Source organism: Prosthecobacter sp. (assembly GCF_044232965.1).
Classification (GTDB): Bacteria; Verrucomicrobiota; Verrucomicrobiia; order Verrucomicrobiales; family Verrucomicrobiaceae; genus Prosthecobacter.
Genome location: NZ_JBIIKX010000001.1, coordinates 175501 through 200344, shown reverse-complemented (window position 1 = coordinate 200344; position 24844 = coordinate 175501). Strand labels below are relative to the sequence as shown.

General features: G+C 60.2%; 20 protein-coding genes. 14 read left to right on the top strand and 6 right to left on the bottom strand.

Annotated elements, in window-relative coordinates:
• The first annotated feature begins 55 nt into the window (after positions 1 to 55).
• Positions 56 to 1405: a PQQ-binding-like beta-propeller repeat protein gene (locus ACILSI_RS00860; protein ID WP_395719936.1), complete on the top strand. Its 1350-nt coding sequence runs from the start codon at positions 56 to 58 to the stop codon at positions 1403 to 1405.
• An 81-nt stretch (positions 1406 to 1486) separates the two neighbouring features.
• The gene (locus ACILSI_RS00855; protein ID WP_395719935.1) at positions 1487 to 2857 is read left to right on the top strand and encodes an alkaline phosphatase family protein; all 1371 of its coding nucleotides are present in this window, start codon (positions 1487 to 1489) and stop codon (positions 2855 to 2857) included.
• A gap of 15 nt (positions 2858 to 2872) precedes the next feature.
• On the opposite strand, the gene ACILSI_RS00850 is transcribed toward ACILSI_RS00855, so the two are convergent.
• A complete protein-coding gene (locus ACILSI_RS00850; RefSeq protein WP_395719934.1) occupies positions 2873 to 3493 on the bottom strand; it encodes a hypothetical protein in 621 nt (206 codons plus the stop codon).
• Positions 3494 to 3674: 181 nt separating this feature from the next.
• Here ACILSI_RS00850 and ACILSI_RS00845 point away from each other — a divergent pair, with 181 nt between their 5' ends.
• From ACILSI_RS00845 to ACILSI_RS00835, 3 genes are all read left to right on the top strand, one after another.
• On the top strand, positions 3675 to 4448 hold the full coding sequence (locus ACILSI_RS00845) for a L,D-transpeptidase (RefSeq protein WP_395719933.1): 774 nt from the start codon (positions 3675 to 3677) through the stop codon (positions 4446 to 4448).
• A gap of 234 nt (positions 4449 to 4682) precedes the next feature.
• Positions 4683 to 6635 carry a DNA topoisomerase IV subunit B gene (locus ACILSI_RS00840; protein WP_395719932.1) on the top strand — a complete coding sequence of 651 codons (1953 nt, stop codon included), beginning with the start codon at positions 4683 to 4685 and terminating at the stop codon, positions 6633 to 6635.
• An 87-nt stretch (positions 6636 to 6722) separates the two neighbouring features.
• Positions 6723 to 8051 (top strand): nitrilase-related carbon-nitrogen hydrolase, encoded by a 1329-nt coding sequence (locus ACILSI_RS00835; protein WP_395719931.1) that lies wholly within the window; start codon positions 6723 to 6725, stop codon positions 8049 to 8051.
• A gap of 57 nt (positions 8052 to 8108) precedes the next feature.
• Here ACILSI_RS00835 and ACILSI_RS00830 read toward each other — a convergent pair whose 3' ends face one another.
• Positions 8109 to 9398 (bottom strand): di-heme oxidoredictase family protein, encoded by a 1290-nt coding sequence (locus ACILSI_RS00830; protein ID WP_395719930.1) that lies wholly within the window; start codon positions 9396 to 9398, stop codon positions 8109 to 8111.
• Between the two features lie 105 nt (positions 9399 to 9503).
• On the opposite strand from ACILSI_RS00830, the gene ACILSI_RS00825 reads away from it, so the two are divergent.
• Together ACILSI_RS00825 and ACILSI_RS00820 are read left to right on the top strand one after the other, a co-directional pair.
• Entirely contained in the window at positions 9504 to 9863 is a 360-nt protein-coding gene (locus ACILSI_RS00825) for a DUF3147 family protein (protein WP_395719929.1), read from the top strand.
• A gap of 73 nt (positions 9864 to 9936) precedes the next feature.
• Positions 9937 to 11382, top strand: a complete 1446-nt coding sequence (locus ACILSI_RS00820) for a DUF1501 domain-containing protein (RefSeq protein WP_395719928.1) — start codon at positions 9937 to 9939, stop codon at positions 11380 to 11382.
• Between the two features lie 68 nt (positions 11383 to 11450).
• Here the strand turns inward: ACILSI_RS00820 and ACILSI_RS00815 are convergent, their stop codons facing one another.
• Complete coding sequence (locus ACILSI_RS00815; protein ID WP_395719927.1) at positions 11451 to 12464, bottom strand: SMP-30/gluconolactonase/LRE family protein; 1014 nt, start codon at positions 12462 to 12464, stop codon at positions 11451 to 11453.
• A gap of 9 nt (positions 12465 to 12473) precedes the next feature.
• Positions 12474 to 13979, bottom strand: a complete 1506-nt coding sequence (locus tag ACILSI_RS00810) for a Gfo/Idh/MocA family protein (RefSeq protein WP_395719926.1) — start codon at positions 13977 to 13979, stop codon at positions 12474 to 12476.
• A gap of 78 nt (positions 13980 to 14057) precedes the next feature.
• On the opposite strand from ACILSI_RS00810, the gene ACILSI_RS00805 reads away from it, so the two are divergent.
• The 6 genes from ACILSI_RS00805 (at position 14058) to ACILSI_RS00780 (ending at position 23359) form a co-directional block, all read left to right on the top strand.
• Entirely contained in the window at positions 14058 to 15539 is a 1482-nt protein-coding gene (locus ACILSI_RS00805; RefSeq protein WP_395719925.1) for a sulfatase, read from the top strand.
• A gap of 74 nt (positions 15540 to 15613) precedes the next feature.
• Entirely contained in the window at positions 15614 to 18097 is a 2484-nt protein-coding gene (locus tag ACILSI_RS00800; RefSeq protein ID WP_395719924.1) for a glycogen/starch/alpha-glucan phosphorylase, read from the top strand.
• A gap of 162 nt (positions 18098 to 18259) precedes the next feature.
• Positions 18260 to 19696: a sulfatase gene (locus ACILSI_RS00795; RefSeq protein ID WP_395719923.1), complete on the top strand. Its 1437-nt coding sequence runs from the start codon at positions 18260 to 18262 to the stop codon at positions 19694 to 19696.
• Between the two features lie 48 nt (positions 19697 to 19744).
• On the top strand, positions 19745 to 21181 hold the full coding sequence (locus ACILSI_RS00790) for a Gfo/Idh/MocA family protein (RefSeq protein ID WP_395719922.1): 1437 nt from the start codon (positions 19745 to 19747) through the stop codon (positions 21179 to 21181).
• A gap of 117 nt (positions 21182 to 21298) precedes the next feature.
• Positions 21299 to 22228 (top strand): D-alanyl-D-alanine carboxypeptidase family protein, encoded by a 930-nt coding sequence (locus ACILSI_RS00785; RefSeq protein WP_395719921.1) that lies wholly within the window; start codon positions 21299 to 21301, stop codon positions 22226 to 22228.
• Positions 22229 to 22279: 51 nt separating this feature from the next.
• Positions 22280 to 23359, top strand: a complete 1080-nt coding sequence (locus ACILSI_RS00780; protein WP_395719920.1) for a 6-phosphofructokinase — start codon at positions 22280 to 22282, stop codon at positions 23357 to 23359.
• A 70-nt stretch (positions 23360 to 23429) separates the two neighbouring features.
• On the opposite strand, the gene trxA is transcribed toward ACILSI_RS00780, so the two are convergent.
• Both trxA and ACILSI_RS00770 read right to left on the bottom strand, forming a co-directional pair.
• Positions 23430 to 23759 (bottom strand): thioredoxin, encoded by a 330-nt coding sequence (trxA, locus tag ACILSI_RS00775; protein WP_395719919.1) that lies wholly within the window; start codon positions 23757 to 23759, stop codon positions 23430 to 23432.
• Between the two features lie 28 nt (positions 23760 to 23787).
• A complete protein-coding gene (locus tag ACILSI_RS00770) occupies positions 23788 to 24132 on the bottom strand; it encodes a hypothetical protein (RefSeq protein ID WP_395719946.1) in 345 nt (114 codons plus the stop codon).
• Between ACILSI_RS00770 and ACILSI_RS00765 the strand changes: the two genes are divergently transcribed.
• The gene (locus ACILSI_RS00765) at positions 24025 to 24843 is read left to right on the top strand and encodes a CHAD domain-containing protein (protein WP_395719918.1); all 819 of its coding nucleotides are present in this window, start codon (positions 24025 to 24027) and stop codon (positions 24841 to 24843) included. The genes ACILSI_RS00770 and ACILSI_RS00765 overlap by 108 nt on opposite strands.
• Position 24844 lies beyond the last annotated feature (1 nt).

Genomic DNA, 24844 nt, shown 5'->3' with positions numbered 1-24844 from the left:
ATTCGCGAAAACATCTCGACATGCCAGCCCGTATTCGCTTCTCTCATTTTCCGTCATGAAACTCACCGCCGCCCTCCTTCTCACCTCACTTTCGATCCAAACCGCTGCTCTCGCCGAAAACTGGCCGAACTGGCGCGGCCCCAATCAAGATGGCTCCAGCAGCGAGACCGGACTGCCGGTGAAATTCAGCCCCACCGAGGGTGTGAAGTGGGCGGCAGACGTTCCAGGCATCGCCGCGTCGGTTCCTGTCATCTGGGGAGACAACGTCTTCATCACTGCTCCCATCGCCGCCGAGAAAAAGCTCGTGGCCCTTTGCTACGACAAACAAACGGGGAAGGAAAAATGGCGCGTCACCATCTCCGAGGGCGACGAGGTGCAGTGGGACGACAAGAGCAACCTTGCCAGCCCTTCGGCTGCCACCGATGGCGACCGCGTTTATTTCCTCTTTGCCAACGCCATCGCCGCCGCGTGCGATTTCAGCGGCAAGATCGTCTGGAAGCGCGATTTCAAAGAGACGCACGGTGCCTTCGCCACGCAGTGGACCTATGGCAGCAGCCCCACCATCGACAGCGGCAAGCTCTACATCCAGGTGCTTCAGCGTAACGAGACTTTTAAGTTCCAGGACAAGTTCGAGAAAGGCACGCCCGGCAAGGACTTGAGCAGCTACATCCTCGCCATTGATCCGGCGAACGGAAAGGACCTGTGGAAGCAAATCCGTCCCAGCACCGCGAAGATCGAATCCTTGGAGGCTTTTAGCAGCCCGGTGTTCACCACTTATAAGGATCAGCGCCTCATGCTCATCTCCGGCGGTGACACGCTCACCATCCACGATGCCGCTACGGGCAAGGAATTCTCCCGCGTCGCCACCTGGAACCCGCCGGGCGAAGGCTACAACAGCTTCTTCCGCCTCGTCCCTTCCCCCGTCGTCGGCGATGGCATGGCGATTGTGTGCGCGCCGAAGAATTCGCCCATTTTTGCCATTCCCCTCGATGCCAAAGGCGAAACGCAGCCTGTCTGGCAGACAGAACCCAAAGGCGTGACGAGCGACGTGCCCACCCCCGCCTTCTACAAAGGCAAATTTTACGTCCTCGATGGCGGCAAGAAGATCCTGAGCTGCGTGGAACCGAAAACCGGCAAGGTCGTGTGGACCGGCGAACTCGGCGGCAAGACCAAGTTTGAAAGCAGCCCCACCGTGGCCGACGACAAAGTGTATTGCATCAATTTCTGGGGCGAAGTCTATGTCGCCAAAGCAAACACCGACAAATTTGAGCTTCTCGGCATGAACGAGATGGGCGACGGTTCCAAGCCGAACGGCAACGCTGCCAGCGTCCGCGCCAGCATCTCCGTCAGCGACAGCAGCCTCTTCATCCGCACGCAGGACAAGCTGTATCGCGTCGGGAAGTAAGCCGGTGCGTCGGTGGGACAGTTGGTCGGTGTCCTTCGACGTATTTGCCTGCTCTCTGATCCACTGACCAACTGACCTACCATGCTCGCTCGCACCCTCACACTCCTCGCAACCGCCACGACAGTTGCTTTCGCCGCGCCTGCGGAACACGTCATCCTCGTCAGCATCGACGGCTGGGCGCATCACTATTTCGATGATCCCAAGTGCCACATGCCGGCGGTGAAGTCGCTCGCAGCGAATGGCGTGAGGGCAAAGCGCATGGAATGCTCGTTCCCGACTGTGACGTGGACGAATCACACCACGCTTGTGACCGGCGTGCATCCCGGCAAGCATGGCGTGCTGGCGAACGAGTACTTCGACCGTGCGACGCGAAAAAAAGTGCCCCTCATCCCCGACCCGCTTTTCAACAAAGACGAGATCGTCAAAACACCCACGATTTACGACGCGGCCAAAGCCGCCGGTTTGACCACCGCTGGCGTCATCTGGCCCGCCTCACGCGGAGCCAAGACGCTCGATTGGACGGTGCCCGATGTGTTTGAGCAGGAATTGTTCGAGAAATACGGCACGCCTTCACTGCTCGAAGAAGCGCGTGCAGCCGGCATCCCCATCGAAAAGCAGATGGAATGGTGCAAACTGGGCAACGCCGGCAAAGCGCAGCGTGATTACATGTATGCGCAACTCGCCACGCACATCATCAAGAAGCACAAGCCGAACTTCCTGGCCATCCACCTCGTCAGTCTGGATTCCTTTGAGCACGCCCATGGTCGCCAAGTGCCGGAAGCCTACTGGGCAGCCAATGATTCCGACAACCGCGTCGCTGACCTCATCCGTGCCACCGAAGAGGCTGGAATCCGCGACAAAACGGCCTTCGTGATCACCACCGACCACGGTTTTGTCACCTACACGAAGTCCATCAACCCCAACGCTCTGCTGCGGAAGGATGGTTTCGTGAAATCCGTGCTCGGCAAGAGCCTCGCGCCCGACTCCCAGGTCTTCGCCATGGCCGAGGGCGGCGCGTCCTTCGTGTATGTGCTCGATGAAGCCAATCGCGACAGCATTCTCAAGCAGATCACGCCCAAGCTCGCAAAGATGGAAGGCGTCAGCGGCGTCGTGGAAGCCAAGGACTTCGATAGTAAACTCCACCACATCACCGCCGACAAAGATGGCCGTGAGCCCGATCTCGTCCTGCTCGCAGGCGATGGCTACACCTTCACCGATTCCCTCGCCGACTCCGCCGAAATCATCCCCAACGATCCGCCGAAGGGCGCACATGGCCATTTCCAGCTCGATGCCAATCTCTACGGCTGCTGCGTCATCAGCGGCGCTGGCGTGAAGAAAAACGTCGTGCTCGGCGAAATGAAGAACATCGACGTGACACCGACGATGGCCAAACTGCTCGGCGTCCCATTCCCTGGCGCGGATGGCCGCGTGCTGGAAGAGGCGCTCAAATAGTCCTGCTGACAGCTTTTACAGCATTCCCGGCGCGTAACGCGGGCGGGAATCGGAACCGGTGTTCAGGCGCTGGCGCATGATGGGATCGTCCAGGGCGCGGTCCACGGCTTCCTGGAGGGCACGGGAGGTCAGCTCGCGCAGGATGGGCACCGGGGAACCGCTGCCGGGGCGGTAGGCGTTGCTCTGGCGCTCGCCCTCATAGACTTTCGAGTAAACCACGCTGCCGGTGGCCGCCTCGACCACGTTCACACGAATGCGAGCATATCCGTAGGGATGCACCAAAAGCTGGGAGCGCAGATCCTGGATGTCACCTTTGAGCACATACCGCCCCTTGGATGAGGATGCCAGCATGCCCCGCGCCTCCAGACCGTAGGCAAAGGCGTTGCTCACGATCTCGCTGACGGGCAACCGCGTCTGAAGTGTGTCCACCGCCGGGCCGATGGGCATGCGCACATGGCCGAGCGTCTGGGCCTGCACGCCGCGTTTGTCTTTAAACTGGCCGACGGAGAAATCCGGCGTGCCGCGCACCATTTGACCGGGCTGCGGGACGTAGTCGAGGCTGATGACGGAGGAGTTGGAGCAGGCCGACAGGCTGATCACGGCGGCGGAAAGGGCAAACAGGCACCGATAGTTCATGGTGATGCATCCTTAGAGCGCCCCACAGACGAATCAATGCGCGAGATGGGCTTCGGCCCGGTCGCAGACAAAAAAACAACCCTGCCGGAACTCGGAACTCAGGAAAAAAACCCCCAAAACCTGAATCCAATTAACCCGGCAGGGTTGATTAATTAAATTTATATTCGGAAAGTGGGGGGCCATGCAATACCAAAAAATTTGCCGTCAAAAAAAATGCCGCGCCGCCTTCCTGCTGACCGGCCTGCTTTCCTTCATCCTGCTCTCGGAAAGTCACGCGCAGCTCGGTCGTGCGGTACGGCAGGTCATTGTCACGCAGGCCGCCACCTGGAACTCTAACACGGCCAGCCTACAGTGCTGGCAGCGAGGCGGAGCCGGGCAGCCTTGGCAGCCGGTATTTGAAAAAGCGGTGCCTGTTCTCCTGGGCAAAAAGGGCCTCGCCTGGGGGCGTGGGGTCTTCAATCCACCGCAAAACGGAATCCCGGCCAAGATTGAGAAGGACTGGAAGGCGCCCGCAGGTGTTTTCCAGCTCGGCAGCCTGTTTGGCTACGCCACCACGCCTCCTGGAGGTGCCCGCTGGCCCTACATTCAGGTCGGGCCTTGGGATGCCTATGTGGATGACTCGAACTCGCCCTATTACAACCGCCACGTCCGCATTGACCCGCGCCAGGGCGTTCCTCCATGGTTTGAGAAGCAAAAAATGCGCCTCGGCGACTCGGCTTACAAGTGGATGCTCGAAATCCGCCATAATCAGCAGCCTGCGGCTCCAGGCTACGGAAGCGCCATCTTCTTCCATGTACGGCGCGGCCCCGACAAACCCAGCGCTGGCTGCACCACCATGGCCGAGGCTGATCTGACCCGCCTCATTCGCTGGGTCGATCCCGCCGCCGCGCCGCACTATGTGCTGCTGCCAAAGGCGGATTACGCAGCGTTGCGCGGAGCCTGGGGGCTGCCATGAGCGAAGCGTGGGGCAAGGCATCAAGCGGCTGCGCCGTCAAGAGGGTCAAGATTCCCGGACTCGCCCCAGCTTGACCTCTTGACCTCTTGACCTCTTGACCTCTTGACCTCTTGACCTCTTGACCTCTTGACCTCTTGACCTCTTGACCTCTTGACCTCTTGACCATCCCTTGACTCCCCCGCCCTCCCCTGCCATCTCCCATTCGTCATTCTGCATTCGTCATTTCCACCTTCCATGGCCACTCCCGCCCCTGCGCACAATTACACTGAAGACAGCATCAAATCTCTCGACTGGCGCGAGCACATCCGCCTCCGCCCAGGGATGTACATCGGCAAGCTCGGCGACGGATCGCTGCCGGAGGACGGGATTTATGTGCTGCTCAAGGAAGTCATCGACAACTGCATCGACGAGCACGTCATGGGCTTCGGCAACACGGTCGAGATCAACATCGCCGAGGACCAAACCGTCACCGTGCGTGACTACGGTCGCGGCGTGCCGCTGGGCAAGTTGCTGGAGTGCTCCGCGCAGATCAACACGGGTGCGAAGTATGACAGCGAGGCCTTCAAGCGCTCCGTCGGCCTCAACGGCGTCGGCATCAAGGCGGTGAACGCCCTGTCCGAGTTCTTCGAGATCCAGGCCTTCCGTGAGAACCAGACACGCAGCATCGAGTTCAGCCAGGGACTCGTGGTGTATGACATGGGCAAGCCCAAGCCCAGCACCGAGCCCAATGGCACACGCATCGTCTTCCGGGCCGACGCGGAGTCCTTCGCCGATGACACGCACTACCGTGTGGATTTCGTCCGCGAGATGCTGCGCTTCTACTCCTGGCTCAATCCCGGCCTCACGCTGCTTCTGCGCACACCGGCGGGCGAGGAGAAGTTCAAGTCCAAGGACGGCCTGATGGATCTCGTGCGCGCCAAGCTCACCGAAGATCCGCAGTATCCGATCATCCACATCGAGGGGAAAGACGTCGAGATCGCCTTCACGCACGGCACCGGCTACGGCGAGGAATATTACAGCTTCGTCAACGGCCAGCACACCACCCAGGGCGGCACGCACATCGCATCCTTCCGCGAAGCCATCGTGCAGGAATGCCGTGAGTTCTTCAAAAAACAGTTCGAGCCCGCCGACGTGCGCGGCAGCCTCATCGCCGCCGTCAGCGTGAAGGTGCAGGAGCCCATTTTCGAGTCACAGACGAAGACCAAGCTCGGCTCCACCCACATGGAGCCGAACGGTCGCAACCTGCGCACGCACATCCTCAACACCGTCGTCTCTCAGCTCGACAATTTCCTCCACAAGCACACCGACATCGCCAAGGCGCTCCAGGAAAAGATCAATGCCAACGAAAAGGAGCGCAAAGAGATCAGCGGCATCCAGAAGGCCGCCCGTGAGAACGCCCGCAAGGCCAAGGTCCACAACAAGAAGCTGCGCGACTGCCGCATCCACTTCGACACCAAGGACAAGCAGCGCGAGGACAGCACGCTCTTCATCACCGAGGGCGACAGCGCCTCCGGCAGCATCACCAAGAGCCGCGATGTGAACACGCAGGCTGTGTTCAGCCTGCGTGGGAAGCCGCTCAACTGCTACGGCCTCACCCGCAAGATCGTCTATGAGAACGAGGAGTTTTACCTCCTCGCCAACGCCCTCCAGATCGAGGAAGACCTCGAAGACCTGCGTTTCAACCGCGTCGTGCTTGCCACTGATGCCGACGTGGACGGCATGCACATCCGCCTGTTGATGATCACGTTCTTTTTGCAGTTCTTCCCCGAACTCGTGCGCAAAGGCCACCTCTACATCCTGCAAACACCGCTTTTCCGCGTGCGAAACAAGAAGGACACCTTCTACTGCTACAGCGACGACGAGCGCCAGCGCGCCATCCACCTCTGTGGCAAGAACGCCGAGATTACCCGCTTCAAAGGCCTTGGCGAGATCAGCCCGGATGAGTTCAAGCACTTCATCGGACCCAACATCCGCCTGGAGCCCGTCAAAATCCGCGACCACGAGCTGGACGCCGAAGGCAACGCCATCCCCTCCGAGCACAAGAGCGTGAAGGAGATGCTCACCTTCTACATGGGCAAAAACACCCCCGAGCGCCAGACCTACATCGTGGACAACCTCCGCATCGAGAAGGAACTGGAATTCAACGACAAGGGCGAGGTGAAGGAAGATTTGAAACTGGCGGCGTAAGCGGTCTCAAGTCCCCTCGACGGATCAAAGGCGCATGGGCAGTCATGCGGCGACAAGACCACGCTGACATCCAGCGTACGTCTTCGCATGAAACGCTGCCTCCTTCTCTCCTGCCTGCTCACTTTATCACTTTGGGCCGACCCCAAGTCTGAGTGGTCGCTCTGGGCACCGCGTGACGAGGCGGCCCCAAAATCAAGCATCAGCCAGAAGGACGGCCACGAAGGCAAAGAAGCGTTCATTCTCGAAACGGATACTGGTGAGCATTGGATCGGCTGCTGGACGCGCACACTGCCGGTGGAAGGCGGGCAGCATTACCAGTTCAGCGCGTGGCGGAAATTCACCAACGTGCCGCTGCCGCGCCGCAGCGTGTATGCTCGAGTGATTTGGGAGGATGCGGCGGGCAAACCGGTCACCTGGGAAGAACCGGCGAAGCAAGGTTATGCCAAGGGCACCATCCCACGCGCGGAACCCGAGTATCCGCACGATCCAGCGGGCGAAGCCGGGCAGTGGGCACGTTGCGAGAGCATCCTGCGTGCTCCAGCAAGTGCGAAGCAGGCGAAGATCGAGCTTTATCTCCAATGGGCGGCAAACGCACGCGTGGCTTGGAGCGACGTGAGCCTCACCGCCGTTCCTGCGCCCGCACCGCGCAAGGTTCGCCTCGCCACGGCGCATCTCCAGCCACGTGAAGGCAAAAATCCCGCCGACAAGCCGCCGCAGTTCGCCGCGCTCATTGCCGAGGCGGCCAAACAGAAGGCAGATCTCATCGTGCTGCCGGAAACACTCACTTACTACGGCACCGGCAAACGGATGGATGAGTGCGCCGAGCCGGTGCCCGGCCCCAGCACCGAGTATTTCGGGCAGCTCGCCAAGAAACACGACCTGCACATCGTCGCCGGACTCATCGAGCGCGAGGGCAAGACGCTTTACAACACCGCCGCTCTGATCGGCCCGGATGGCCGGATGATTGGCAAGTATCGCAAGGTGACGCTGCCACGCGGTGAGATCGAGGCCGGCATCACGCCCGGCCATGAATATCCGGTGTTTGAAACGCGCTTTGGCAAGGTCGGCATGATGATCTGCTACGACGGCTTCTTCCCCGAGGTCGCTCGCGCCTTGAGCATCCAAGGGGCCGAAGTCATCGCCTGGCCGGTGTGGGGCTGCAATCCGATGCTGGCGAAGGCCCGTGCCTGCGAGAACCACGTCTATGTCATCAGCAGCACCTACACCGACGAGCGCCAGCACCAATGGATGATCTCCGGCATCTTCGACCATTACGGCGATGTGCTCGCCAAGGCCGTCGAGTGGGGAACCTTGGCCATCACCGAGGTCGATCTCAATGCGCCAACGCACTGGAACAGCCTCGGCGATTTCAAAGCGCAGATCCCCAGCCACCGGCCACCGAGTTTGAAGGAGTAAATCAACACGCCGCAAGCCCAGTGGACTTGCGGAGTGAACGCACAGCACAACACACGCTCAAATCGTGCCCAAAAACTCCAGAAGCTGATCCATCTGGCGCTGGTTTAGCTTCAGGTAGCGATCCTTCGCGACCTTCGCCTCGCCATCGTGCGCCTTGATCGCTTCATCCACCGTCGCGGCACGACCATCGTGCAGATAGGGGGCGCTTTCACGGAGGCCCCAGAGCGGCGCGGTCTTCATGTCACGCACATCAGCGGTGCCTTGGGCGATGCCGTCGCCGAGCGCTCCCATGTCGTGCAGCAACAGATCAGAATAGAGCCAGACCTCCTTGTTACGCAGCGAAGCCGAGCGGTGCTGACCGGTACGCATCACGGGCACATGGCAGTTCGCGCAGCCGGTGCTTTGAAACAAGCCCCTGCCTGCAATCGCGTTCGGCGTCAGCGGCAGACGGGGTGGAGCACCAAGCCATTGCATGAACTCGGCCAGGCGGTCGATATCACCTCGTCCCTGCGCGTCGAGTGTGTCCTCGGGATCGGCCACAGTGTCATACTGGCTAAGCAGTTGGGCATTGCCGTTCGGCGCGTTCTCCACGGGGAAAAGGCGGTTGGTGATGCCCATCTCGTTCACATAGGCCTCGGCGGAAAACGTCAGCAGCGTGGCGATCTGAGCTTTCCAGCCAAACCGGCCAATCATTTTGCGCCCCGTGGCCACATCCTGCACCTGCGAGACTTTGCCCAGCACTCCATCCACCGGCCGAGGCTTCACATGGCGCAGAATTTCCGCGTCAGGGATGGCCTCGATCAATCCCAGGCCGAAGAGCGGGGTGGTGTTGCGCTGCGCCACCACGTTGGCCTCCGGCGGCACGACTTCATGCACCGCGCTGTTGATCTCGCGCTCTTGCAACAGCGATCCACCAAGCGAGCTGAGCGGATTGAAAACGCCGTTCGTCGTGCGACCAAAACGCGTCACATTGAAGACACTGCCACCGCCCACGGCGGGCGCGGAATGGCAGATCACGCATGAGAAGCCGTTGAAGATCGGCCCCAGGCCGCTGGCCTCCGTCTCCACCCCTTCGAAATCGTCCTTCCCGTCGTTGAACTCCTGTAGTTCCCGCCGCGTGAGGCCGGGCAGCGGATCGCCAAACTGCGGCGTGCGCGCATTGGGCGGCGGTGTTTGCGGACGTTGCGGTGGCTGCGGCCGCTGTGATGGCTGCTTGCGTTGCATCGGCGGGGCGGCTGGCGCATTGCGGGGCGGCGGCTGTTTTTTCGGAGCCTGCGCGAAGACCTGCGCCCCAAAGGGACAAGCGACGGCAAGCGTGATGAAGATGGAGGTGCGGAACGCGTTCATAACATGGGCGGGTTGTGATGGCGATCAGGCAAGTGCGTGATCTCGTTGACCCGGAAAAGCCTCCGCACTGAAAATCGTTACTCCGAAAAGTTTTAACTCACTGCCATGACCTTGAAAATCCTCCTCAAATACCTCCTCAGCGCCGGCATCATCACGCTCGTCAGCGAACTCGTGAAACGCAGCGACAAACTCGGCGCGTTGCTCGCCGCATTGCCCTTTGTGAGCATCATCACGCTCTTCTGGGTGCATTACGAGAGCGCTCCAGAAGTGCGTGCGCAAAAGACCGCCGACCACATGTGGTACATCTTCTGGTATGTTCTGCCCACACTGCCGATGTTTCTCCTTTTCCCCGCCTTCCAGCGCTGGTGGGGCTTTTACGGCGCTCTCAGCGGCAGCGCCATTCTTACTATCGCCCTGTTTGCGCTGCTGCGCACCCTCAGCGCCCGCTTCGGCCTCATGCTGTGAGATGGCGACCAGGAAAGCGCGCTTTTTTTGTCCAAAACACGCCGTTCCTGCCCTTATAAGTCATATCCGTCCCATGAATCCCATCCCCCATCACGAACTCCTCACCAACCGCCGCGACATCCTCCGCCGTGGCGGCGCGGGTTTTGGTGCGCTGGCCTTGTCCGCACTGATGGGCGAATCCCCGCTCATGGCCGCGCTGGGTGATACTGGTGGCAAACCAGGCACACCGCAGTCTTCCAAGCTCGCTCACAAATCAGGCAAGGCGAAGAGCGTGATCTTCCTCTTCATGGAGGGCGGACCGAGCCACATCGACCTCTTTGATCCGAAACCTCTGCTGCGCGAACTCGCCGGGCAGTCGTTGCCGGACAGTTTCGGCACCGTCATCACCGCCATGGGCGAAAGCCGCGCGCCACTGCTCGCCGACAAGCGTGAGTGGAAACAGCACGGTCAAAGCGGCCTGTGGATCTCCGACTGGCTGCCGCACACCGCGCAGATGGCCGATGATCTCTGCGTGGTGCGCTCCTGCGTCTCCAATGGCATCAATCACGCCGGTGGCGTGTGCCAGATGAACACCGGCAGCATCTTCGGTGGTCGTCCTTCGCTCGGCTCGTGGGTGAACTACGGACTCGGCACCGAAAACCGCAACCTGCCCGCCTTTGTCGTCATCAAGGACACCGAAACGCAGGTCGTGAACGGCGTGCGCAACTGGGGCAGCGGCTTTATGCCAGCCACCTATCAGGGCGTCGAATTCGAAGGCGGCACGACACCGATCTCCAATCTCGCCACGCCCAAAGGCATCTCTGAGGCGCGCCAAAAAGGCAAACTCGGTTTCCTCAACAAGCTCAATCGCGATTTCGGCGCTGGCCGCACCGACAACACCGAGCTCGACGCCCGCATCCGCGCTTACGAACTCGCCTTCCGCATGCAAGCGGAGGCACCCGAAGCCGTCGATCTCAAGGGCGAATCCGAGGCGATCAAAAAGCTCTACGGCATCGACGATCCGAAGACCGAGGTCATGGGCCGCAACTGCCTGCTCGCGCGTCGCCTCGTCGAGCGCGGCGTGCGCTTTGTGCAGCTTTATCACGGCAGCGGAAGCAAGTGGGACGCGCACGACAAGATCGAGGCCAATCACACCAAATACTGCGGCGAACAGGACAAGCCCGTTGCCGGTCTGCTGCGCGATCTCAAATCCCGCGGCCTGCTCGATGAAACGCTCGTCATCTGGGGCGGCGAGTTCGGTCGCACACCGATGAGCGAAAAAGGCGACGGTCGCGACCACAACCCCACCGGCTTCACGATGTGGATGGCAGGCGGCGGCGTCAAAGCCGGCACCACCATCGGCAATACCGACGACCTCGGCCTCCGCGCCGTCGAGGACAAGCTCCACGTTCACGACTTGCACGCCACGATCCTCCATCTCATGGGCATCGACCACACCCGCCTCGTGTACACTCACAAAGGCCGCCCCGAGCGCATCGACATGAACGAGGGGAATCCGTACTCGAAGATTCGTGCGTGAGGTTTTGACCAGAAGAGGGCGCCATCATGTCCCCTTCATCAAACGGGGGGAGGATGGCCCCGCTCCTTTTACAACCCCTTCGCCAGCGTCTTCACGCGCAGCAGATACATGTCCGCCGTGATGTAGAGAGTGTCACGATTCGCACCTCCGAACGCGCAGTTCGCCGTCGCCTGACCGGTGAGGATGCTGCCGAGGTGCTTGCCGTTTTTGTCGATGATCAACACGCCGCCTGGGCCGGTGGTCCAGACGTTGCCGTTCGTGTCCACCTTCATACCATCGCAGCCGCCTTTGCGTTCCGCGCTTTTGAGAGGCTGCGCGTTAAAGAAAACACGACCGTTCTTCGCACTGCCATCGTCTTGCAGGTCATAAGCCATCACCCGCGTGTTCTGCGGGTCAGACACGGCGATGTAGAGCGTCTTTTCGTCGGGGCTCAGCGCGATGCCGTTCGGGAAACGCACATCCTGCACCAGCAGTGACAGCTTGCCCGCCGGTGTGAGCGCGTAAATGCCATGAAAGTCCAGTTCAGCCGCCGCGCCACCTTTCTTCAGTCCATAAGGCGGATCGGTGAAGTAGATCGTGCCGTTTTTCGCGATCACGAGATCGTTTGGGCTGTTGAAGCGCTTGCCCTCGTATTTGCCCGCCAGCGGCGTGAAGCGTCCGTCCTTCTCCAGACGCGCGATGCGGCGCTCGCCGTGCTGGCAAAGAATCAGGTTTCCCTGCGCGTCCAACGCCAGCCCGTTCGAGCCCTGCCCGGTGGGGTCTATCACGCTGCCGCTCGGCTTGAGCACCACCTTGGCCGCCGTGTCGCCTTCCTTCCAGCCAAACACCGTATTCTCCGGCACATCAGAAAACACGATGCCTCCATCACGCCACACCGGCCCTTCCGACCAGTTGAAGCCCGACGCCAGCACCTCAATCTTCGCCCCCGGCGCGATCAGCGCGTCCAGCGCCGGGTCCAGCCGCTCGATGGAGCCGTTGAATGACGGAACAGGTTCAGCGGCCAAGGCCGCGAGTGAGGTGATGAGAAGTAAGCCGAATGAGCGTGGGATCATGGAGATGAGGTTGAAATAAAATCGGGACATCACCCTGCATCACGCGATCTCCGGCACCACAAACGGCTCGCGATACTTGTCCTTGAGCATCGCGTTTGCTGCCTCGTGGTCGATGAAGCGCTCGGTCTTGCCGTTCATCTTGAGCACGGGACCAATCGTGAGCTTGTCCTTGCTGAGATCGACCTCGTTCTTCGCCAGATGCTCCTTCATGCGCTCGAAGGACTCAGCGCCGAGCTTATCCCCTTTGATCTTCTCTAGAATCGCGTCAGGCGCTTCCTTCGCACCGAGGCGATAGGAAATATTGCCAGTGTGGCAGAGGGCGCTGGAGAGGTGGCCTTCGAGAATGTCGGCGTTCAAGTCCTCCACTCGGCGGCTGCGGCAGGCGTTGATGAAGTTTTTGAAGTGATCCTCGCTGCCCTCGAACTTCTTCACCTCCTTGCCGTCTTTGTCGAACACGACCGCGCCGGAGTAGTTCGGCACAACGACGGTGCCGCCTTCGCACTCAACGATCACACCGACGCCCGCGCCCGTCACACCTTCTTTGCCGTCCTTGCCCGGATTCGGCTGGAACTTCACGCCTTGGCTCGTCTGCATCAGCTTGTCCATGTTCTTGCCTTCCTTCGACTCCGCCAGGCCGCGCACTTCAAAAATCAGCGGAGCCTTCTCATAGCCGTGGTAAATGATCTGCGTGTTTGCGGTTTCACCATCGTCCTCATAACCGAGACGACCACCAACACTCCACACGCTCGGTGACAATTCCATCTCGCCGAGGAACCAGCGGGCGATGTCCATCTGATGAATGCCCTGGTTGCCGAGGTCGCCGTTGCCGTAGGCCCAGGTCCAGTGCCAGTCGTAGTGCAGTTTCTTGCGCGTGAGCGGCAGCTTCGGGCCCGGTCCGCACCATAGATCGTATTCGACCGATTCAGGCACCGGCTGCTCCCCCTCAGCTTTACCGATGCTGGCACGGCGCTTGTAGCAAAGGCCGCGTGAGAGGAGGATTTTACCGAGATTGCCTTCCTGCACGTATTTCACCGCCTCGGCGATGCCTTTGCGGCTGGAACGAGACTGCGTGCCGGTTTGCACGATCTTGGAATACTTGCGCGCCGCGTTGACGATCTGACGACCTTCCCACACGCAATGGGACACCGGTTTCTCGACATACACATCCTTGCCCGCCTGAATCGCCCAGATGGAGGCCAGCGCATGCCAGTGATTCGGCGTGGCGATGCTCACGGCGTCGATGTCTTTGTTCTCCAGCAACTTCCTCAGGTCGGTGTAGCCAGTAACCTTCTGCTTGTCCTTGTCAAAGGCGTCCACTTCTTTGCCCAACACCTTGCTATCGACATCGCACAAGGCTGCGATGCGCACGCCTTCATTCTTGAGGCCTTTATAGCCGCTGATGTGTGACTTGCCACGCCCACCGAAGCCGATCACGGCCACATTCATCGTGTCGCCCGGACTTTTCTGCGCCCAGGAGGTTTTGGCGATGTAGAAAACGCCGGTGGAAGCGGCGGACTGTTTGAGGAAGGTGCGGCGGTTGGTCATGGTGCTGAACAAAACGCAACAAGCACCGCAGCCTTTCCTTTTTGACAAACCCGCTCACACTTCTCTGTTACAACCATCATGCTTCGTCCTCTACTCATCCTTCTCGTGCCTTTCGTGTGTTTCGCGGGCCATCTTCATGCCGCTGCAAAGCCAAACGTACTTTTCATTCTCTGCGACGACCTGCGTCCCGACGCGCTCGGCTGCTACGGCTCCAAGCATGTCAAAACGCCGCACATTGACCGTCTCGCCAGTGAAGGCGTGCGATTTGCCAACACCTTCTGCACCACCTCGCTCTGCTCACCGAGCCGCGCCTCGATCCTCAGCGGGCTTTACGCTCACACGCACGGCGTCACCAACAACTTCACCGAGTATCCCGCCAGCATGCCGAGCTTTCCCGGCCTGCTGCACGATGCCGGCTACGCCACGGCCTACTTCGGCAAATACCACATGGGCGAGAACAACGACGAACCACGACCCGGCTTTGACAGGTTCGTGACGCACAAAGGCCAGGGAAAATACTTCGACACTGAGTGGAGCCTCCATGGCAAGGAGCGCAAGGTCATCAAAGGCTACTACACCACCGTTGTCACCGATCTGGCGATGGACTGGCTCAAGCAGCAGAGCACAGAAAAACCGTGGTGCGCCTTCATCGGCCACAAGGCCCCGCACAGCTTCTACACACCCGAGCCGAAGTATGAGCACAGCTTTGACGATGTGCGCGTCCCCTACCCCGCCACCGCCTTCCAGCTCGATGACAAGCCCGCATGGATGAAGCAGCGCCTCCACACCTGGCATGGCATCTACGGCCCGCTGTTTGAGTGGCGGAAAAAATTCCCCGATGACCGGCCCGAATCCGTGAAGGATTTTGAAAACATGGTCCACGGCTACTGGGGCACCGTCTTGAGCGTGGATGACAGCGTCGCCCGCATGCGCGCATGGCTGGAAGAAACCAAGCAGCTCGACAACACGATCATCATTTTCATGGGTGACAACGGCCTGCTCGAAGGTGAGCACGGCATGGTCGATAAACGCACCGCGCACGAGGCCAGCCTGCGCATTCCGCTCGTTGTGCGTTATCCGGCTCTCGCCAAAGAAGCCAAAGTCATCCCGCAGCAGGTGCTCACCGTCGATATGGCCTCCAGCCTGCTCGAACTCTGCGGAGCAGATGCCCTGCCGAAAACGCACGGCAAATCGTGGGTCAAACTCGTGCAAGGCGGCGATGCGGACTGGCGCACGAGCTGGTTCTACCACTACAACTACGAGAAGCAGTTTCCCTACACACCCAACGTGCGTGCCGTGCGCACCGATGATTGGAAATACATTCATTACCCGCACGGCGATGGATCACCCGACAAACACATGGCCGAGCTCTACAATCTCAAGGACGATCCCGGCGAAACGAAGAACCTCATCAGCAAACCCGAACTCGCCGGCAAGGTCACCGAATTAAAGGCCGAACTCGCCAAACTCATGCTTGCCGCCGGTTTGAACGCCGAAACTGACAAGATGCCGATGGATGAGGGGGTGAAGAGCGAACTGCCTGACGCGAAGATCCGCTAACCTCTCGTCCGGCGGTTACTGAAAATTCGAGGATTGACACTCCATGAGCGGAGCCTCAGCATCGTGGTCCAACCATGAAACAGGAAACCAGTCCCGCCGGTCTTCCTCGTCAGTCAGACGCCACGCGCACAAGTCTGGACCCGGCCCAGATCGCTGACGCGTTCCAGGATAATTTGAATTACCTGCTCGGGCGGTTTCCCGCCATCGCCTCCCGCAATGACAACTACCTGGCGCTCGCCTACACGGTGCGCGACCGCCTGCTGCACCGCTGGATCAAGAGTGCCCAGACCTACATGGACCGCCAGAGCCGTACGGTGTGCTATCTCTCGGCGGAGTTCCTGATGGGGCCGCAGCTTGGCAATAATCTCATCAATCTCGGCATCGAAAGCCAGGTGCGACAGGCGATGCAGTCGCTCGGCTTGAACCTGGACGATTTGATCGAGCATGAGGAGGAGCCGGGGCTGGGCAACGGTGGTCTTGGACGGCTGGCGGCCTGCTACCTCGATTCGCTGGCCACATTGGAAGTGCCCTCCATCGGCTACGGCATCCGCTATGAGTTCGGCATCTTTGAGCAAAAGATCCGCAACGGCTGGCAGGTGGAGATGACCGATAAGTGGCTGCGTTTCGGCCATCCGTGGGAGATTGCACGCCCCGAGATCGTGCATGAGGTGAAATTCGGCGGCCACACCGAGAGCTACGAAGAAAACGGTGCCTATCGAGTGCGCTGGATTCCTAACGAGGTGGTCTGTGGCATGGCCTACGACATGCCGGTGCCGGGTTATCAGGTGAACACAGTGAATCTGCTGCGCCTATGGAAGGCCGAGGCCGCCGAGTCCTTTGACTTCGCCGCGTTCAACCAAGGCGACTACTACCGCGCCGTCATGAAGAAGATGTCCTCAGAAAACATCACCAAGGTGCTCTATCCGAACGACGAGTCTCTCCAAGGCAAGCGCCTGCGCTTGCAGCAGCAGTTCTTCTTCGTCTCCTGCGCCTTGCAGGACATGCTGCGGCTCTATTTCCAGCGCAACAAGAGGCTGGACTTGTTCCACGAGAAATTCTGCGTGCAGTTGAACGACACGCACCCCGCCATCGCCGTGGCCGAACTGATGCGGCTGCTGGTGGACGAGCATTGCATGCCGTGGGAACCCGCGTGGGAGATCACACGCAAAACCTTCGGCTACACCAACCACACCTTGCTGCCGGAAGCGCTGGAGCACTGGGGTGTTCCGCTGTTCTCCAGCGTGCTGCCACGACATCTGGAGATCATCTATGAAATCAACCGCCGCTTCCTGGATGAAGTGAGGCTCCGCTTCCCCGGCGATGATGACCGCATTTCACGCATGTCGCTGATCGACGAAGGCGGCGAGCGCTATGTGCGCATGGCCAATCTCGCCTGCGTCGGCAGCAGCGCCATCAATGGCGTGGCCCGTCTGCACAGCGACCTGCTCAAAGAAGGCGTGCTGCGTGACTTTCATGACTTCTCGCCGGAAAAATTCCAGAACAAGACCAACGGCGTCACGCCGCGCCGCTTCATGCTGCTGAGCAATCCGGGCCTCGCCGCGCTCATCAGCCGCAGCGTCGGCCCCGGCTGGGTCAAGAACCTCGACGAGCTGAAGAACCTCGAAAAATTCGCCGATGACGCCCAGTTCTGCCGTGAGTGGCGTGAGGTGAAGCTGGAGAACAAGCGCCGCCTCGCCGCGTTGCTGAAGGAACGCTCCGGCATCACGGTCAATCCAGACACGCTGTTCGACATCCAGGTCAAGCGCTTGCACGAATACAAACGCCAGCACCTCAACGCGCTGTTCATCATCACGCTCTACAACCGCCTGCGTCACAATCCCGGCCTCAGGATCACGCCGCGCACCTTTGTCTTCGGCGGTAAGGCCGCGCCGGGCTATCACATGGCCAAGCTCATCATCAAGCTGATCAATTCCATCGCCGAGGTGGTGAACCACGATCCTGCTGTGAAGGGCCAGCTCAAGGTGGCCTTCTTCCCGAACTTCAACGTGAAGAACGCCCAGCACATCTACCCGGCGGCCGATTTGTCCGAGCAGATCTCCACCGCAGGCAAGGAAGCCTCCGGCACCGGGAACATGAAGTTCGCCCTCAACGGCGCTCTGACCATTGGCACGCTCGACGGCGCCAACGTCGAAATCCGCGAGCACGTCGGCGCGGAGAATTTCTTCCTGTTCGGCCTCACGGAATCCGAGGTCGCGCAGACCAAGGCTCATGGTTACCGCCCATGGGAATATTGCGCGACCAACGATGAGCTGCGGGAGGTCATCGAGCAGATTCGCGACGGCTTCTTCTCCCCCGACCAGCCCGATCGCTTCCATCCTCTCGTCAACTCGCTGCTTCAGCGTGATGACTACCTGCTCTTCGCCGATTACGCCGCCTACGTCGCCTGCCAGGACCGCGTTTCCGCCGCTTATCAGGACACGAAAAGTTGGACCCGCATGTCGATCCTCAACGTCGCCCGCATGGGTTACTTCTCCTCCGACCGCTCCATCCGCGAATACTGTGAGGAGATTTGGAAAGTGCAGCCGGTGACGATATGAAACGTAGGCCGGGTGTGGCTTTAGCCCGCCCGGCTGCCAGGGCATGCGCAAACACCAACGGCTGTGTTACGCCAGAAGTAGGGCGGGCTGACGCCACACCCAACCTACATCAAAACAAATCGCGATTGAACCCGTGCCACATGGCGTTCATGCATCTTCCCCATGCGCCGCCTCATTCTTTCTCTCTTCGCATCTTTCGTGTGTTCCGCTGGCCTTTTGCAAGCCGCCGACTCTCCGCCCAACATCATCGTCATGCTCATCGACGACATGGGCTGGACCGATCTCGGCTGCTACGGCTCGAAATACTACGAGACGCCGCACATCGACCAGCTTGCGAAGGACGGCATGCGCTTCACGCAGGCCTATTCAGCCTGCACCGTCTGCTCGCCAACGCGTGCGGCCATGATGACGGGCAAATCCCCTGCCCGGCTGCACATCACCGACTGGATCGCCGGGCATGTGCCGGACAATGGCCGCCTCGTCGTTCCGAATTGGACGCTACAATTGCCGCTGGAGGAGGAAACACTCGCCGAACGGCTCAAAACACGCGGTTACGCCACCGCAAGCATCGGCAAGTGGCATCTGGGCAACGAGGAGTTTTATCCCACGAACCACGGTTTCGATGTGAACATCGGCGGCACGCACGGCGGCTCTCCACCGAGCTATTTCTCGCCCTACAAGATCACCACGCTGCCGGACGGACCAAAGAATGAGTTTCTGAGCGACCGGCTCACGAACGAAGCCGTGAAGTTCATTGAGAACCACAAGACGAAGCCATTTTACATCTATCTCCCGCACTACGGCGTCCACACGCCGATCATGGGCAAGCCGGAGGTCATTGCGAAGTATCAGGCGAAGCGTGCGGATCGCGGCCACAGCAATCCGGTGTATGCCGCCCTCGTCGAAAGCGTGGATGACAGCGTAGGCACACTGCGGGCGAAGTTGAAGGAACTGAACCTTGCCGAGAACACGATCTTCGTATTCACCAGCGACAACGGCGGACTCAGCGGCACCGTCAGCCCAAATGGCTGGCAACGCGGCCCCACGGACAACAGCCCCGCACGTCTCGGCAAAGGCAGCGCCTATGAAGGTGGCGTCCACATCCCGCTCATCGTCTCCTGGCCCGGCAAGGTGAAGCCCGGCAGCACCTGCAACGTGCCGGTCATCACCTACGACCATGTGCCGACGCTGCTCGAAGCCACGCAGACGCCTCTCAAGGAGAAACAGATCGTCGATGGCGAATCATTGATGCCCTTGCTCACCGAAACCGGCACGCTCAAGCGCGAGGCGATCTACTGGCACTACCCGCATTACCATCCCGGCAGCGCCACGCCTTACAGCGCCATTCGCGAAGGCGACTGGAAGCTCATCCAGTTCTACGAGGACAACCACATTGAGCTCTACAATCTCAAACTCGACGCCGGTGAGAATGACAACCGCGCTCAGCATGACTCCGTGCGCGCGTTGCAGTTGCGTGACAAACTCAACGCCTGGCTCAAGAACACCGGCGCGCAGATCCCCGAGCGCAATCCGAAACACGATCCCGACAAGCCGCTCAACGAGCCGAAGAAAGCGGGTGGAAAGAAGAAAGCGGTGTGAACATTCGTAGCTAGAGCCTCCGGCCAGCATTCGTATTCGCTGGCAACCATGAGCGCCACCCAGCCTGTTTCGTCACGTCGTCAGTTCATCACCCGCAGCACCACCGCGGCCGCCGCGTTCGGATTTCCCGCCATCGTCAGCTCCCGTTCACCGAATGCGAAGCTGAACCTCGTGTTCATCGGCGTCGGCGGTCGTGGCGCGGGGAACATCAAGGATCTGACAGGAATCCCGCTCTATGTGCCGCCGGGCGGCAACAACGCCAAAAAGTCAGGCGCAGGTGAACAGCCGCCGCCCGCTTTGGAGCCGCGTGAAAACGTCATCGCCCTCTGCGACGTGAATGGTGAGAACCTCGACCGTGCAAGCGCCGCATTTCCGAAAGCACGCAAGTTTCGCGACTTCCGCAAGCTTTACGACGAGCTCAGCGCGTCCGAGATCGACGCGGTGGTCATCAGCACGACCGAGCACACGCACGCGTATGCCACGCTGCCTGCGCTGCTGATGAAGAAGCCGGTGTACTGCGAAAAGCCGCTCTCTCACAATGTCGCCGAGGCTCGATTGATCACGGAAGCCGCCGCCAAGGCCGGGGTGGTGACGCAGATGGGCACGCAGATTCACGGCATGCCTAATTATCGCCGCGTCGTCGAGCTGATTCAAAGCGGGGCCATTGGCAAGGTGACTGAGGCGCATGTGTGCGTGTCACGCGCCTGGGGCTTGCAGAGCAAGGAGGAGGCAGAGAAGAACGGCGACATCGTGTTTGTGACCGAACGGCCCACCGTTGCTGAAACACCGCCGCCGTATCTCGACTGGGATCTGTGGATCGGCCCGGCTCCGATGCGCCCCTACAACAGCGTCTATTTCCCCGGCCCGAAGTGGTATCGCTGGTGGGATTTCGGCAATGGCACCATGTCCGACCTCGGCAGCCACTGGAACGATCTGCCTTTCTGGGCGTTGAAACTCGACGCGCCGCTCAGTGTGGAGGCCTTCGGCCCCGAGCCGCACCCGGAGATCGCTCCAGCGTCCATGCACGCCGTGTATGAATACGGCCCGCGTGGCGACATGCCCGCGTGCAAGGTTCACTGGCATCAAGGATCGAGCAAACCAGACGCGTGGAAGAACGATCCCTTCATCAGCAAGTGGAACAGCGGCGTCCTCTTCATCGGCGACAAAGGCATGCTGCTCTCCGACTACGGCAAGCACATCCTGCTGCCCGAGGCCGACTTCAAAGACTTCCAGCGCCCCAAACCCTTCATCGCCGACTCCCCCGGCCATCACGCCGAATTCCTCGCCGCCATCAAGAACGGCACGCCCACCGGCAGCCCCTTCAGCTACGCCGGCCCGCTCACCGAGGCGAATCACCTCGGCAATGTGGCGCATCGCGCCGGCGGCAAGATCGTCTGGGACGCCAAGGCCATGCGCATCACGAACAACGAGGCGGCGAACCGTTTTCTGAGCCGAACACCGAGGGATGGCTGGCATCTGGGCTGACCTGCACGGCCAAAGCGCGGAAGACGCGGAAAAATCCACGGTTGCGATGCGGAAACACGCGGCTAATCATCGGCCCCTATGTTTTCCCCCAGCATGGCGCGGTCAGGCTGTCGCGCATTGATTCCAGGCCTTGTCTTTTCCATCCTCACCGCGGTTCCAGCACTGCTGGCGCAGTCCTCCGTGCTTGTGGTGGATGCATTCAATAAAAAAGTCCATGTGGCTGGCAACGCAAATGCCAAACGTCCCGTGGGCGGTCTGGCGAAGATCGCCACCGCGATGGTCACACTCGACTGGGCCGAGGCCTCCAAGGTGGGCGTCGGAGTGCTGGCCACGGTGCCTTCTTATGCCTTCCAAATGTCCTCTCCCGGCAACATCGGCCTCCAGCCCGGTGATCAGGCCACGGTGCGTGACCTCATTTACGCCACCATGATGGGGAGTGACAACATCGCCGCCATCACACTGGGAGATTTTGTGGGACGCGACCACCTTTCCCGTCTTGGACGCAGCGGGCATCCGATCGAGGAGTTTGTGCGCCAGATGAACCAGCTCGCCAAACGCGAGGGCACACGCGGCACCCACTTCACCAATCCGCACGGCCTCGAAAACTCGCGTCCCATGCCCTACTCCACCGCCGCAGACATCGGCCGGCTTGCGATCTACGCCGTGTCACGCCCGGCCATGCGGTTTTACACAAATCAAAGCAGCCGCAGCATCACCATCTACCGCGGCGGGCAGCCGATCAGCGTGGCCATCGGCAACACCAACCAGCTTCTCGGAGTGGACCGCATCGACGGCGTGAAAACCGGCAACACCGAGCGCTCCGGCGGCTGCGTGGTCATCTCCGCTGAGAAGCCCTCCAGCGTGCAGGTGCAGGCTGACAACAGCAGCGTCATCTACCGCCACCGCATGGTGGTCGTTGTGATCGGCTCCGCCAGCCCCTTCGCCGAAGCGCAGACACTCCTGCACCAAGGCTGGGCCGCGTATGACCGCTGGCTGGCCGCCGGACGTCCCATCACGGACAAAAAGCAGATGCTGGACCACTTCTAAACGTCCTCTGGCCCCCTTTGTGCGTTTTCACTCACACATTCATCAACACACATGCGAATCGGAATTCTGAACAGCGGCGGCGACTGCCCCGGACTTAACGCGGTCATTCATGGCGTCGTCGGTGCGGCCCATACACATGGCTGGGAAGTCGTCGGCTTCCGCGACGGATTTGAAGGTCTCCTGCCCCCAGGAGACTACATGATGCTCGACCCCGAAAAGACCGTCGGCATCATGAAACTCGGCGGCACCATCCTCGGCACGACGAACAAAGGACACTTCGTCGCCAAGGTCGGCGAGGGCAATGTTTCTCAGGTGCCGGTAGAGATCGTCGAGAAGGCCAAAAGCACCCTGCGCCACCTTGAGGTGGGCGCTCTCATCGTCGTGGGTGGCGACGGCAGCCTCACCACCGGCTTGCAGCTCTATCAGATGGGCATTCCGGTCATCGGCGTGCCTAAAACCATCGACAATGACATCCAGGCCACAGCCATGTCCTTTGGCTTCGACTCCGCCGTCGCCGCCGTCGTCGATGCACTAGACCGATTGCATACCACGGCAGAAAGCCACAAGCGCGCCATTGTTCTGGAGGTCATGGGGCGCCACGCTGGCTGGATCGCCCTCTACGGCGGCATGGCAGGTGGTGCCGACATCATTCTGCTGCCTGAAATCCCCTTCCATCTCGACCAAGTGGCCCAGGCCATCCGCAAACGCGACGCCGCCGGTCATCACAGCACGCTGGTCGTCGTGGCGGAAGGCGCACGGTTGGAAACTGGCGAACTGCTGACCAAGGAGCGCGTCGGAGCCAAGGGAGAGGACCGCCTCGGCGGCATTGGTGAGTTTGTGGCCAAACACATCGAGAAAGCCACCGGCAAGGAGACACGCTCATGCACCCTCGGCCATCTCCAACGCGGAGGAGCACCCACCGCCCTCGACCGCATTCTGGGCGTTCGCTTTGGTGCCAAGGCCGTGGATCTTATCGAGCAGGGCAGCTTTGGACGGATGGTCAGTTATCAGCATTACCAAGTGGGCGATGTTTCCATTGAGGAAGCCGTCAATCAGCTCCGCCTGGTGAACAAGGACAGTGAGATCGTCAAGGCCGCTCGTGCCATCGGCATCTCTTTCGGAGATCAGTGACCCGCTTTCATCAACGATCAGCATAAAAAAACGGCGGCCTACTTCAGCCGCCGTTTTTGTTTGATTGGAATCAAGCCAGAGCCGCAAGACGTTTGGCGAGCGCGTCCTTCGATTGCACACCGACCACCGTTTCCTTGGCCTTGCCATCCTTGAAGAAGATCAGCATCGGAATCGAACGCACGCTGAACTGCGCGGCAAGATTTGGAGCCTCATCGACATTCACCTTGGCGATTTTGACCTTCCCGGCCTGATCCTTGGCCAGATCGTCTAGGATTGGTCCCAGCATACGGCACGGTCCACACCACTCGGCCCAGAAATCAACGATCACAGGCACGGTGGAGCTAGAGATTTCAGATTCAAAATTTGCTTCGGTGAGGGTGATGACTGCGTCGCTGGCCATGATGTTGGAGGTAGGGGTTTGAAGGAAGTTACGAGCGCACGCTGGCATCGGTGACACCCGAATCAACGAAAGTTTTCGCCAAGTCCGTGCCATGAGACGAAAAAACAGCCACACCCGGCTTGCAGGCCCGCTTTGACAGCCTCTCGATTGATTCCAACGGCTCAGACAATTCACATTCCACGACGGCTTGTCCCCAGTCCACGCGCACGAATGTGAAGAACTCTTTCTTGCCGTTTGGGATGCCTCCATGCTGAATGTCACTGCTATGAAACGCAGCCGCGAACTCACAGGCCTTTCCGGGCGGCGATTGAAGCATTTGTTGCATCATCTCTGCGAACGAGCCCAGGAGGATGTCACACGGCTTGCGGTGCATGAGGAAGTGGCCACGCATCAGTTGCGTGTGCGCATGAAAAAAATTCTATCTTTGCTGAGATTGGCGCACCCGGTCATCGAACCACAAACGATGCAGGCGTTTCGGTTGCACATTCGTGCCGTCAAATGTGCCTGCGCCGGTAATCGTGACCGCGCTGTGCAGTCCAGGCTCATCGACAAGCTCGTCCGCCGCTTTCACCTTTCTCCCAAACACCGCCCGCGCATGGCAGGAGAACCGCATGACGCGCCCTCGTCATCCCACCTGTGTCATCAGCTTCACGCGCTTGGCCTGCTCATCGACAGCCTCCGCATTGAAGCACTGACCGCTGAACAAGTGCTTGAGCAACATGCCCGTTGCTACCGCCGCGGCCGTCGCCTGATGAAACAGGCCGCTGAAAACACGGACAACGAAGTTTTGCATCGCTGGCGGCACCGCGTGAAAGATCTGTATTTCCAAACACTGGCCCTGCGGCAACTGCCCGGAGCCTCACGGCGAATTAAACGTGCCAAACGTCTCGGCCATCTGCTCGGGCGGGACCAGGATCTGGCCAATCTGACGCATGAACCCGCGTTCTCAATGCGCCGCAGTCCCTGGCGGCAGGTGATTGGCGAGCATCGCGAAGAGCTACGCTCACGCTACCTGGCACTCGGCCACAAGCTCTATGCGCCGCACGGCTCACGCTTTGGCGAAGGAATACTCAGCCAAGCGTAAC